Source organism: Dermabacter jinjuensis, assembly GCF_902381725.1.
Taxonomy (GTDB): domain Bacteria; phylum Actinomycetota; class Actinomycetes; order Actinomycetales; family Dermabacteraceae; genus Dermabacter; species Dermabacter hominis.
Genome location: NZ_LR698963.1, coordinates 2,123,065 through 2,135,297, shown reverse-complemented (window position 1 = coordinate 2,135,297; position 12,233 = coordinate 2,123,065). Strand labels below are relative to the sequence as shown.

The following is a 12,233-nucleotide window of genomic DNA, read 5'->3' as shown; positions in this document are numbered from 1 at the left end:
CCATGAAGGTCAACTTCGTGTCGGCCGAGGGCAGCATCTGGGAAGGCGAAGCCGAGTACGTTTCGGTGTTCGCCATCGACGGCGCGATGGGCATCATGGCCGGCATGGAACCCCACCTTGCGCTCCTGAGCGAGGGCCCCGTGGTGATTACCGAAGTCGGCGGAGCGAAGCACGAGTTCCAGGTCACGGGCGGTTTCTGCTCCGTTGATGCGGAAGTCGTGAACGTCGTTGCCGACGAGGTTCTCACCGAGGAGGCGGCCCGCGAGGCGGCTCTTGCACGCTCTACTCCGTCATCAGAGCTCGAAGGAGAGGCCGAGACCGACTAAGGGTCTTTCCTCCTCTCCGTGAAAAGCGGCCCCGCCAGCGCACCGTGTGCGCGGCGGGGCCGCTTTCCTGTGCCGTGTTTCCACGCGGTCGAATGCCGCGGTGCGAGAACGAAAGGAACGGGGCCGCTTAGGAGGCGTCGGAACTCCACCACTCACCCGCATGCATGACCCGTTCAGGCTCGAGCCCCTCGGCGCTCACGAGCGCGAGGTCAGCGCGGGCACCTTCACAAATCTCGCCGATGTCGTGGCGGCCGAGAACATGCGCGGGGGTCGCGGTTGCGGCGAGAACTGCGCGCTCGAGCGACACGCCTGCCTCGAAATGGGCGAAGCGTACGACATCGAGCAGGTGGGCGGTGCCTCCCGCGATCGCGCCGCCTTCGGTGAGGGTCGCGACGCCGTCTTTGACCGTGACGGGAAGCGAGCCGAGAACGTAGTCACCGTCGGCCATCCCCGTCGCGGCCATCGCGTCGGTGATGAGCATGATGTGCCCGTCGGTGATGAGATCGAACGTGTACCGCACGGTGTCGGCGGAGGTGTGGACGCCGTCGGCGATGAGCTCGGCGACGACCGTGCCGGCGGCGGCCTGGTCGATCGCGGCGAATGCAGGACCGGCATCCCGGTGATGGATGGGGCGCATCGCGTTGAACAGGTGGGTGGCGGTTGGCTTCGTGGAACGGGCGACGGGGCCGACGCTTGCGAGCTCCTCGTGTGCCTTCTGGATTGCGGTGACCATCTGTTCACCCGTGCAGTCCGTGTGGCCGTAGCTCGGGAGGGCTCCTCGCGCGATCAGGGCCCGGGACACGTTGCCATCGAGGTCCGCTTCGGGGGCGATCGTCATCGTCGCGATCGTGCCGCCTCCCGCTTCAAGGAGCGCGAGAGTGCGCGCGGCGTCCCCCTCAGCGATGAACTGGGGGTCGTGAGCGCCCTTGCGGGCGTGGGAGATGAAAGGGCCCTCGAGGTGGATTCCCGCCAGTTCGCCGGCCTCGACGAGAGACCGTAGCGCGTGCACCCTCGACATGAGCGTGTCCTGCGCGGCCGTCACGAGTGAGGCAACGATGCTCGTCGTGCCGTGGGCGCGGTGCTCCGCGATCGCCGGCGCCGCTTGCGCCGGGTCCTCGGTATCGGGGAAGGAGAATCCGCCACCGCCGTGGCAGTGGATGTCCACGAGCCCCGGGAAAATGAGGCCATCGTGGCGCACGTGCTCATAGGCCTTGAGGTCCGAGGGGAGTGCGCTCTCGGGCCCCGCGTACGTGATTGTGTCGCCGTCGATAAGGATCGAGGCTTCGGAAAGGAAAGAGCCGGAGATAAAAGCGGTGCCGTCGATGCGTTGCGTCATTTAGAAGAGCCTCATTTCGGAGTTGTCGATTCCACGCAGTTCGTCGTAATCAAGGGTGAGGCATTCGAAGCCGCGGTCCTTCGCGAGGGTGCGTGCTTGCGGCTTGATTTCCTGTGCTGCAAACATGCCGGTCACGGGGGCGAGGAGCGGATCGCGATTGAGGAGTTCGACGTAGCGGGTGAGCTGCTCAACGCCGTCGATCTCACCGCGGCGCTTGATTTCGATCGCGACTGTGCCGCCTTCGGGGTTCTTCGCGAGGATGTCGACGGGCCCAATCGCGGTGGGGTACTCGCGGCGCACGAGCTTCCAACCTTCGCCGATGCTCGCCATGTTTTCGGCAAGAAGCGCTTGAAGATGCGCCTCGACCCCGGCCTTTTCGAGCCCGGGGTCGATGCCCAGGTCGTGGCTCATTTCCTCAATGATCTCGAATACCGTGATTTCGAGACTGTCGCCGGTCTTCTTATGCGTGACCTTCCACGTTTCGAGTGCATCCTCCGCCTCTGCGGCCTCGATTGTGAGCGAGCACGGAGGGGCCATCCAGTTGAGGGGCTTGTAGCTGCCGCCGTCGGAGTGCACGAGCACGCTTCCATCGGCTTTCACCATGAGGAGCCGGGGGGCCCGCGCGAGGTGCGCCGTCAGCCGCCCGACGTAATTGACAGAACATTCCGCTAGAACTAATCGCACTGGTAAAGACTACGCGATGGGTCTTTGAGCGCTCTTTACATGAAATGTTGACCTGCCCACTGCATCTCGTGGCCTTCAGCCCACCGCCGGGAAACTCCGCCAAAATGGGTGAGTACTGTTTTTGACAGCGTCGTAGACGTCGAATGAGCGAAAGGTCGTGTCCTCGTGCGAAAGTGGCTAGCGGGCGTCCTCATCCTCCTGGGTCTCGCGGGGCTTGCACTTGGATGGGCCGGCCAGACCGTGTGGGCGCCGAAGGAAAACCACACCGCGCGCGCGAGCTTTGAGAATCCCGGTGCAGCCGTGGTGATCAATCCTGGTGTGCTGTATGTGGGTGGAAAGAAAGGCACCGTGACGATTACGTCGAGCGGTGACTACTACATGATTTCCGCCCCCGAGGGCACCGTAAAGAGCTACCTCGAAAACTCGAAGTACACGGCAATTACGGGCGCATCGAACTGGGCAACTCTTGCGACGGGCACCGAAAATGCCGATAAGAAGGAGGGCACCGCCGGTATCCAGAACTCGGATCTGTGGACCGACATCAAGCCCAAGAAGACGGGCGAGTCCTTCACGATCGAAGACTGGTCGAAGGCGGAGCTCGACCCGAAGAAGCCGCAGCCGTATCGCGCAATCCTCCTCGCTAACGATGGCGATGCCTCGACCATCACGCAGGTCGAGATCACGTGGCCGAGCAACGCCACGAACGCGTGGACGCCCTATGCGTACGCTGCCGGCGCAGTGCTGCTCATCATCGGCCTCGTGCTGCTCCTGATCGCGCTCACGTCGCGCTCGCGACCCACGCACGACGACGTGCTTGAAGAAATGATGAGTGAGCGCCAGGCCCGCCAGCAGGAGGAGGCAGGGGAGTCCGACGCTGGCTCCGCCGAGGTCGACGCGACAGTCAACGACGACGCTGCGACGGCGCGAACCGACGCACAGAGCGACAACACGAGCCGTGAATCCGGCAGCGGCGAGAGCGACGAGGCGACAGAAGCCCCCGAAGGTAAGGGCTCCCGTCGTGCGCAGGCTGCCGTCGGAACCGCGAGCGTTTCCGAAACGGAACCGGCTACCGCGACAGAGCCCGTTGGCGACGCCGAGCCAGCCGAGCAAGCCGAGCCCGCACTGGGAGTGCCGCAGGAGACCGCAAACGCTCGCCCGGCTCACGACGACGTGGACACCCCCGTCACCGTCGCGCGTAAGGGGCGCCGCCGCGGTACTCCCGACGATGTGACCGACCGACTCAAAGCGCTCGAACTTGAGAACCACGAGAGGGGTGGCAGCGGCGTGAGCACTCGGCATGGGCGCAGGCGTGCCGCCGACGGTTCTGACGCCACGACAACAATGACCGACCCCATCGCGACGCGAATCGAGGAGGAACGATGACAGGACTTTCACGGCGCAGCCTCCTCGGGCTGACTGCGCTCACTGCCGCAGGTGCGCTCACCGCGTGCGGAAGCGAAAAGAAACCGCCGAAGGTCGATCCCGGGCCGAAACTTGCGAGCCCGACCCCGGAACTCACGGGGACGAAACTCGGGGAGATTCTCACCCAATACGCGAAGGCGCTCGAAAAAGCCGATGCCGGCAAAAACGCGGATCTTCTCGCCCCGCGTATTTCGGGAAGTGCCGCGGAATTTCGCCGCGCAACCTACGCGATCATCAGCAAAGTTCCCGAACATGAAAGCGCCCTCCAAAGGCCTAGCGACAAGCTCGTCGTGCCGATCGCCTCGACTTCGGAAGGCTTTCCCCGCTATGCCCTCGCGCTCGTGGACGATGCCGCAAACGCGGGCGAGGCACGCTTCTTCGTGGGACTTCAGCAGAAAGACGCTCGCTCCGACTACACCTCGTGGGGCTGGGCCCGCCAGGCTGCCGGTATCGAGATGCCGACCGTGCCGAGTGCCGAGGCCGGCACCACACAGGTCGACCTCGAGCAGCAGGGACTGGTGCTGACCCCCAAGGAAGCCCTCGCGAAGTATGCGGCTGTGCTCACGGACGGCCACGATAAAGCCGACCCGGACGATCTCATTAACGAGGACCCGTTCCAGCAGAGCGCCCACGCCGAGATCCAAGGGGAGCGCGCGCAAATGAACGAAGGCGTGGACTGGGATGAAGTCGCCTCAGTCCGCGAAGAATATGCGGTCAAAGACGGCGAGTTCCTCGGCCTCGCCACTGCCGAAGGCGGAGCCGTTGTCATGGGGACCATCACCTCGACTCGGCGCGTGAGCGTGAATTCCGGATCGATCTCCTACACGGAGGAGAACCTCTACACGAAGCTCGCGGGTACGAAGAAGTTCGAGAAGGAGCTCGTGCGTACCTACGGCACGACCGTACTCATGCACATTCCCGCGGCGGACTCCGGCGCCAAGATCCAGCCAATCGGGGCCTACAAGGTGCTCCTGTCGGTTTCCGGCAGCTGAGCGCCCCACGAAAGACTCGACAAAGGAGAAAACGATGACGAGCTCGTACGGCGTGATGGACTTCAACACGCTTAAAAAGGAAAACCAGACCGGTGGCACCTCCGATCCGCTCGAGGGCGAAGTCGCTGTCAATGAGGCGAACCTCGAGAGCCTCATCAAAGACTCCGATCAGCACCTCACGATCCTCTTTGTGACGAGCGCACGCGTCAACGGGGGAGCAGCCTTCACGGACGATCTACGTTCGGTTCTGGCTAAGCATGCTGGCACGATCCGTCTCGCGATCCTCGATGCGGATCAGCAGCCGCGCGTCGCGGCGGCGCTTCGGATCCAGTCGCTCCCCACGGCCGTGCTTCTCATGAAGGGACAGGTCCAGCCGCTGTTCGAAGGCGTGGTCACGAAAGAGCAGCTTGCCCCCGTCATGGAGGAACTCGCGGGGCTCGCCGCGAAGGAAGGCATGCACACAGAGGCCCCGCGCGAGACGACCGAGCAAGCCGCGCTGCCCGAAGCCCTTGAAAAGGCCTACACCGCGATGGAGAGCGGCGACATGGACGGCGCCGAGACGGCCTTCACCGCGTACCTCGATGAGCACCCCGGTGATTCGGAGGCGAAGAAGGGCCTCGCCGTGATTGCCCTTATGCGCCGCACGCAAAGCGTCGATCTTCAGGCCGGGCGCGAGGCCGCGGCCTCGAACCCGAAGGACATCGACGCTCAACTCCTTGCCGCTGATCTCGACCTGCTCGGGGGACACGTCGATGATGCCTTCGCGCGCCTTCTGACGTCGTTCCGCGACGCTCCCTCGGAGCGCGATCGCATCCGTGAGCGTCTGCTCGAGCTTTTCGACGTCGTAGGCGTCGAAGACGAGCGCGTGCTTCAGGCCCGCAAGAAGCTCAGCCGCCTCATGTTCTAAGGCACCAAGAGACCGGCAACGCCTGGAGAAGAGGCCTGCGCCCCTCGGGGAGCGCAGGCCTTTTCCGTATCCGTCGACGCTACTGTTTTGCCGCGCGCTCCGGAACAAAGAACACCGCACCGAGCGGCGGAACGCTCAGGCGAACCGAGTAGTCGAGGCCGCCGTACGGGACAGGCTCCGCCTGGACCCGGCCGAGGTTCCCCACGCCGCTGCCGCCATAAGCGAAAGCGTCGGAGTTGAGCACCTCGGCCCACGCGCCGCCCTCGGGAAGGCCGATCCGGAAGCCACGCCACGGTTCGGGTGAAAAGTTGATGATTGCCACGACCGGATCGCCCTTGCGGTCGAAGCGTGCGAACGCCACGAGGTAGTGGCCCGCGGCATCAGCATCGAGCCATCGGAAACCCGCACCCTCCTGATCCAGCTCGTACAGTGCCGGGTAGGTGCGTTGTACGCGGTTGAGGTCACGCACGAAATCGTTGACGCCCTGATGGAGCGGGAAGTCAAGGAGCCAGAAGGGAAGTGCCTGGTTCTCGTTCCACTCCGTTCCCTGCGCGAAGTCGCAGCCCATGAACAGTAGCTGCTTGCCCGGATGGGCCCACATGAGACTCAGGTAGGCGCGGAGGTTCGCCGCCTGCTGCCAGTCATCGCCGGGGGCCTTGCGCAGCAGCGGTGACTTCCCGTGAACGACCTCGTCGTGAGAGATCGGCAGGATGAAGTTCTCCGAGTACTGGTAGACCATCGCGAACGTCAGCTCGTGGTGGCGGTATTGCCGATAGATCGGGTCCTGGCCAAGGTATTCGAGCGTGTCGTGCATAAAGCCCATGTTCCACTTGAACCCGAAGCCGAGGCCTCCCTGGTCGGTGGGCTTCGTGACCCCTGGGAATGAGGTCGACTCCTCCGCGATCATCGTGATGCCCGGGGCTCGCTTATAAGCGGTGGCGTTGACCTCCTTGAGGAAGTCAATCGCTTCGAGATTCTCGCGCCCACCGTATTGGTTCGGGATCCACTCGCCCTCGTTTCGCGAATAGTCGAGGTAGAGCATCGATGCGACGGCATCGACGCGCAAACCGTCAACGTGGAATTCTTCGAGCCAGTAGCACGCGTTGGCGACGAGGAAGTTGCGCACTTCGGTGCGGCCGAGGTCGAAAATGTAGGTGCCCCAATCGGGGTGCTCACCCTTGCGTGGATCGGCGTGTTCGTAGAGCGCGGTGCCATCGAAGCGTCCGAGCGCCCACTCGTCCTTCGGGAAGTGAGCGGGAACCCAGTCCATGATGACCCCGATTCCTGCCTCGTGCAGAGCGTTGATGAGGTAGCGGAGGTCGTCGGGGTGACCGAGGCGTGAGGTGGGCGCGTAGTAGCCCGTGACCTGGTAACCCCACGAGCCGCCGAAGGGGTGTTCAGCGAGCGGAAGGAACTCGACGTGCGTGTAGCCCATGCCCTTGACGTACTTAACGAGGGGTTCGGCGATATCTCGGTAGGAGGCGAAGGGGCGCCACGAGGCGAGGTGAACCTCGTAGATCGACATTTGCGATTCGAGTGGATTCTTCGCGGCGCGCTCGGCGAGGAACGCATCGTCGCTCCATTCGAAATCTGATTCGACGACGACGCTTCCGGTCGCGGGCGGCACCTCGGCTAGGCGGGCCATCGGGTCAGCCTTTTCTCGCCATACCCTGTCGGCTCCGAGGATGCGGAACTTGTAGACCGCGCCCGCGCGCACTCCGGGAAGGAAGATCTCCCACACGCCTGAATCGCCGAGTGATCGCATTGCCGTGCGTCGGCCATTCCACCCGTTGAAGTCGCCGATCACCTGCACGGCGGCGGCGTTCGGTGCCCACACGGTGAAGCTTGTGCCCTGAATGCCGTCGAGGGTGCGTACGTGCGCGCCGAGCGCACGCCAAAGCTCCTCGTGCCTCCCTTCGCGGATGAGATGCAGGTCGAAGTCGCTGATCGTCGGGAGGAAGCGGTAGGGCTCGTCCACGATTTCGGTGCCGCCACCGGGCCACGTCACGCGCAAGCGGTGCAGCACAATCGGGGAATCGGGAGCCTCGAAGGCGGCGCTAAAGATGCCGTCGTACTCGTGGTGCAGTTCGATCTCGAGGCGTTCGCCGTTTTCGAGGCGTACAAGGGCCACAACCTGGTCGGCGAACGGTTTGAGCGTGCGAATCGTGTACCCGCCCTCGTATTCGTGCAGGCCGAGGATCGAATGCGGCGAATAGTACGAACCGGTCGCGACTGAACCGAGTTCGTGTTCGCTCGCGGGCAGAAGGGGAAGTGGTGCGCTCATGTCTATCTCCTTTGGTGACGGCGCTCAGTAGCGAATAACACGGAGGATATGGGCAGGCCGGAAATCGGCGTTCAACTCGACGTAGCTGTCGCGGTCCCACAGGAACTGCTCACCCGTGAGCAGGTCCTCGACCATGAAGTCGGAGTGGATGTTGAGCGCCTCGGTGTCGATGTGGACCCACGTTGACGTGCCCCCGTGTGTCTCGGTCATCGAGACGACGATGATCGTGTCGTCGAGACCGCTTTCGGTGTCGCGCCCTTCGACGTGCTTGGAGAACACGAGTACACGGTCGTCGTCTGAGCCGTGGAAGCGGGTCGTCGTGAGGGTCTGGAGTGCGGGATGGGCCTTGCGGATCTCGTTGAGCCGCGTGAGGAGCGGCTCGAGCGAGCGACCGGAGCGAAGTGCACCCTCGTAGTCACGTGGCTTGTATTCGTACTTTTCGTTATCGATGTTCTCCTGTGCCCCCGGTCGCGGCTGGTGTTCGACAAGCTCGAAGCCCGAGTAGATTCCCCACGTGGGGGAGAGGGTGGCCGCGAGGATCGCGCGGAGGCGGAATGCATTCCAGCCACCGTCGGACATAAAAGGCGTCAAAATGTCGTGGGTCGTGGGCCAGAAACTCGGCCGCATGTAGTGGGCCGCGGCCTTGAGTTCCTCCATGTATTCGCGAAGTTCTTCGGGACTGTGGCGCCACGCGAAGTACGTGTAGGACTGGTGGTAGCCGACCTTGGCGAGCGTGTGCATCATCGCCGGCTTCGTGAAGGCTTCGGCGAGGAAGAGCACCTCGGGGTGGGTTTCGCGGAACTCGGCGAGCAGCTCCTCCCAAAAGCGCACGGGCTTCGTGTGCGGGTTGTCGACGCGAAAGAGCGTGACGCCGTGCGAAATCCAGTATTCGAGGACGTCGCGAATCGCCTCGTACAGGCCGCGATAGTCGGTATCGAAGCTCAAGGGATAGATGTCCTGATACTTCTTCGGTGGGTTCTCGGCGTACGCGATCGTGCCGTCAGCACGAACGACGAACCATTCGGGGTGCTCCTTGACCCACGGGTGATCGGGGGAGCACTGAAGCGCGATATCGAGGGCTACTTCGAGGCCGAGGCTTTTCGCGTGCGCGACGAAACGGTCGAAGTCCTCGATCGTGCCGAGGTCGGGGTGAATGGCGTCGTGGCCACCGTCGGGTGAGCCGATCGCGTAGGGCGATCCCGGATCGCCTTCGAGCGCGGTGAGCGTGTTGTTGCGCCCTTTGCGGTGCGTTGTGCCGATGGGGTGGATGGGAGTGAGGTAGGCGACGTCGAAGCCCATGCGCTTGATGCGATCAAGTTGCGGGAGTGAGCTTTCGAGTGTGCCGGATGTCCAGCCGCCCTGTTCAGGGTCGAAGTGCGCGCCTTCTGACCGCGGGAAGAACTCGTACCAGGAGCCATACAGTGCACGTTCGCGCTCGACTCTCACGGCAATTTTTGCGGAACGCGTGGGCCAGCGGCGTAGGGGGTATTCGGTCATCGCCTCGTGCATGTCGGCGGCGAGGGCTGGGGCGATGCGGGCCGACGGCTGCAGGCTCGTATTGGTGAGAGCGTCGATCGCTGCTTCGAGACGGGCCCTGTGCGTTTTGGGTCGTTTTTTCTTGGGGATCTCGGCGAGCGCAGCCTTGAGGACGATCACGCCTTCGGCGCACATGAGTTCTTCGTCGACGCCAGCGGCGATTTTGACCTCGGCGTTGTGGGCCCACGTGAGGTAGGGGGCGTCGAAGGCCTCGACCCTGTACGACCATTCGCCTTCACGATCGGGGCGGAAGCTGCCCTCCCAGTGGTCGAGTCCAGGATTCGTGCACGTCATCGGGGAGCGAACCGTGTCGCCCTCGGGATTCGTCACGAGGAGCTGCACGCCCATCTGGTCGTGGCCCTCGCGAAAGCTCGTGGCATGAACGCGCACGCGCTCGCCCACGACCGCTTTGACGGGGAAGCGACCGCCGTCGACGTTCGGTGAGACAGAGGTGATCGGGATTCGCCCGATCCCGGTGGTCATCGCTGCTTTCGCCTTCGTGGCCATGGTGCCTCCCAATCTCGGCATGGTCGTGATCTGCGCCTCAAAGTTTATCGGGGTGCGCTGGGAGATTGTCTGCACTTTCGTCTCGAGAGGCGGGCGATCGCCAACCGTCGGATTGCACGACGACGACCGTTGGTCCGTCGAGGTGGAGGCTCTCGTTCGCCCGGTCGAGACGTGCGCCTCCGAGCGAAGAGTCCAGTGCGATGCTGAGCGGACCGGCACCCCAAGCGCTCGCGGGCAAGCGCACCTCTCGAGGTCCCTGTTCGTTACTCATCACCACGATGGTGAGGCCGTCGTGGTTGGGGATCGCGATGCTCAAGTGGCGTCGTTCGGGGTTGAACCAATCGGCGTGGCTCATGGCCGAGGCATCGCCCTTGAGCCACCTGATGCCTCCCGGCTCGCGATCCTCGAGGCTAGCGTCGTCGAAGAAGGTGGAGGGGCGAAGGGAACTGAGGGCGCGCCGAGCGGCGATCGCTGCTTTTGTGAAGGCGAGGTGGCGTTCAATGCGCTCGCTCGAGTCCCACGAAAGCCACGTGAGAGGACCGTCGTGGCAATACGCGTTGTTGTTTCCCTCTTGGGTCCGCAAGCGTTCGTCACCCGCGGTGATCATAGGAACGCCAGCGCTCGTGAGGAGCGTTGCGAGGAGGTTGCGGGCGCTTCGATCGCGCACGGCCTCGAGCGCCGCATCGGGACCCTCCGTGCCGTGGTGGAAGGAGCGGTTGTTCTCGGTGCCATCGCGGCCGTCCTCGCCGTTGGCGAGGTTGTGCTTGTCGTTGTAGGTCGTGAGGTCAGTGAGCGTGAAGCCATCGTGGGCGGTCACGAAGTTGATCGACGCGAGCGGCGAGCGCATCGACCGACCCTCGGGTAGATCGTGCGGATCGGCGCGTCGAAAAATATCTGCGGAGCCCGCAAACCGAGTGGCGAGATCGCGAATATAGGGGTGCTGCGGCGCGCCGTTCTCGCTCAGCTCGCGGGTGCTCGAGAGCCAAAAGCCTCGAATGTCGTCGCGGTAGGAGTCGTTCCATTCACTCATGCCCGCCGGGAAGTTGCCCGTTTGCCACCCGAAGCTGCCCACGTCCCACGGCTCGGCGACGAGCTTGATGCCCGCGAGCGCGGGGTCGGTGCGCATGGCGGTCAGAAGAGGGTGCTGTGCATCGAAGCCGTGCTCACCACGTGCGAGGGTGGTGGCGAGATCGAAGCGGAACCCGTCGACTCCCACGGTGTTTGCCCAGAACCTCAGCGAGCGCATGACGAGGTCCACGACGTAGGGGCTTCGCGCGTCGAGGGTATTGCCCGTGCCGGTGAAGTCGGCGAGGTGGCCCGAGTCCTGCCAGTAATATTCGCGCGCGTCAAGCCCGCGGAAGGACACGCACGGACCGTCTTTAGCGCCTTCAGCCGTGTGGTTGTAGACGACATCGAGGATGACCTCGACGCCGGCGGCGTGAAGCGCGTTGATCATGTCCTGGACTTCGGCGAGGACTGCGCTCGGGCCCTCGTCACGTGCGGCCTGGGTGGCGTAGCGCGGATTGGGGGCGAAGAAACTGAGGGTGTTGTAGCCCCAGTAGTTGCTCAGCCCGAGGCGCGTGAGGTGGACTTCGTCGAGGGCCGCGTGGATCGGCAGCAGCTCGATCGCCGTGATGCCCAGCTCGCGCAGGTAGGCGATGGAGGCCTCGTGGGCGAGGCCCGCGTAGGTGCCGCGAAGCTCGGGTGGAACATCCGGGTTGAGCTTCGAGAAGCCGCGGACGTGCGCTTCGTAGATGATGGTGTCCCGAAGTGGGGTGCGGGGGCGCAGCGCGGGGTCGAAGCGGTCGGGATTGACGCGCGTGACGACGGAGTGGATCGCTGAGTCGGCGTTATCATGCGGATCGCGCTCGAGGGGCTGCGTGGGTCGAAGTGCCGAATCGACGGTGTGGGCGAACATCGATTCGAGGAGCGCCGAGGCATGATCGATGCCGTGCCCGTACGGATCGACGAGTACCTTGTTGGGATTGAATACGAGGCCGAGTTCGGGCGCCCAAGGACCGTAGGCGCGTAGTCCGTAGTGGGTCCCTTCGGTGAGGCCATCGACGGCTCCCCAGTGCACGCCCGCGTCGACGTGGGGGAGCGGGATGCGGCGCTCGCGGCCTGCGTCGAATATGCACAGCTCAATCCGTTCGGCGCGCGGGGCAGGGATCGAATACGTTCCGACGCCTGCCTCGTTCACGGTGAGACCGGGCGTCGTTGGTGGAGGGGGGACAGTCAC

9 protein-coding genes are annotated in these 12,233 nt (G+C 64.1%); 4 read left to right on the top strand and 5 right to left on the bottom strand.

Going from position 1 to position 12,233, the window contains the following annotated elements; all coding sequences use genetic code 11:
• The first annotated feature begins 2 nt into the window (after positions 1 to 2).
• A complete protein-coding gene (locus FXY94_RS09470; protein ID WP_070436287.1) occupies positions 3 to 326 on the top strand; it encodes a F0F1 ATP synthase subunit epsilon in 324 nt (107 codons plus the stop codon).
• Positions 327 to 453: 127 nt separating this feature from the next.
• Here FXY94_RS09470 and FXY94_RS09465 read toward each other — a convergent pair whose 3' ends face one another.
• Together FXY94_RS09465 and nucS are read right to left on the bottom strand one after the other, a co-directional pair.
• Positions 454 to 1,662 carry an N-acetylglucosamine-6-phosphate deacetylase gene (locus tag FXY94_RS09465; protein ID WP_016664808.1) on the bottom strand — a complete coding sequence of 403 codons (1,209 nt, stop codon included), beginning with the start codon at positions 1,660 to 1,662 and terminating at the stop codon, positions 454 to 456.
• On the bottom strand, positions 1,663 to 2,346 hold the full coding sequence (nucS, locus tag FXY94_RS09460; RefSeq protein ID WP_040386579.1) for an endonuclease NucS: 684 nt from the start codon (positions 2,344 to 2,346) through the stop codon (positions 1,663 to 1,665).
• 165 nt (positions 2,347 to 2,511) lie between these two features.
• Here nucS and FXY94_RS09455 point away from each other — a divergent pair, with 165 nt between their 5' ends.
• From FXY94_RS09455 to FXY94_RS09445, 3 genes are read left to right on the top strand one after another with little or no spacing between them, the layout of a single operon-like run.
• Positions 2,512 to 3,729, top strand: coding sequence for a hypothetical protein (locus FXY94_RS09455; protein ID WP_016664806.1), 1,218 nt, complete (start codon positions 2,512 to 2,514; stop codon positions 3,727 to 3,729).
• A complete protein-coding gene (locus FXY94_RS09450; protein ID WP_016664805.1) occupies positions 3,726 to 4,760 on the top strand; it encodes a hypothetical protein in 1,035 nt (344 codons plus the stop codon). Before FXY94_RS09455 ends, FXY94_RS09450 begins: the two co-directional genes overlap by 4 nt.
• A 34-nt stretch (positions 4,761 to 4,794) precedes the next feature.
• Entirely contained in the window at positions 4,795 to 5,667 is an 873-nt protein-coding gene (locus FXY94_RS09445; RefSeq protein ID WP_016664804.1) for a co-chaperone YbbN, read from the top strand.
• A gap of 79 nt (positions 5,668 to 5,746) precedes the next feature.
• Here the strand turns inward: FXY94_RS09445 and glgB are convergent, their stop codons facing one another.
• The 3 genes from glgB to glgX are packed head-to-tail and all read right to left on the bottom strand — an operon-like array spanning position 5,747 to position 12,233.
• Entirely contained in the window at positions 5,747 to 7,951 is a 2,205-nt protein-coding gene (gene glgB, locus FXY94_RS09440; protein WP_016664803.1) for a 1,4-alpha-glucan branching protein GlgB, read from the bottom strand.
• A 24-nt stretch (positions 7,952 to 7,975) separates the two neighbouring features.
• The gene (locus tag FXY94_RS09435; RefSeq protein WP_016664802.1) at positions 7,976 to 9,994 is read right to left on the bottom strand and encodes an alpha-1,4-glucan--maltose-1-phosphate maltosyltransferase; all 2,019 of its coding nucleotides are present in this window, start codon (positions 9,992 to 9,994) and stop codon (positions 7,976 to 7,978) included.
• A 37-nt stretch (positions 9,995 to 10,031) separates the two neighbouring features.
• Complete coding sequence (gene glgX, locus FXY94_RS09430) at positions 10,032 to 12,233, bottom strand: glycogen debranching protein GlgX (RefSeq protein WP_084813960.1); 2,202 nt, start codon at positions 12,231 to 12,233, stop codon at positions 10,032 to 10,034.

What these genes read in the sequence shown, in the direction of transcription:
- FXY94_RS09445 (WP_016664804.1), top strand. Translation starts at nt 4,795, where the DNA reads ATGACGAGCTCGTACGGCGTGATGGACTTCAACACGCTTAAAAAGGAA.
- FXY94_RS09465 (WP_016664808.1), bottom strand. Translation starts at nt 1,662, where the DNA reads ATGACGCAACGCATCGACGGCACCGCTTTTATCTCCGGCTCTTTCCTT.
- FXY94_RS09435 (WP_016664802.1), bottom strand. Translation starts at nt 9,994, where the DNA reads ATGGCCACGAAGGCGAAAGCAGCGATGACCACCGGGATCGGGCGAATC.
- glgB (WP_016664803.1), bottom strand. Translation starts at nt 7,951, where the DNA reads ATGAGCGCACCACTTCCCCTTCTGCCCGCGAGCGAACACGAACTCGGT.
- FXY94_RS09450 (WP_016664805.1), top strand. Translation starts at nt 3,726, where the DNA reads ATGACAGGACTTTCACGGCGCAGCCTCCTCGGGCTGACTGCGCTCACT.
- FXY94_RS09470 (WP_070436287.1), top strand. Translation starts at nt 3, where the DNA reads ATGAAGGTCAACTTCGTGTCGGCCGAGGGCAGCATCTGGGAAGGCGAA.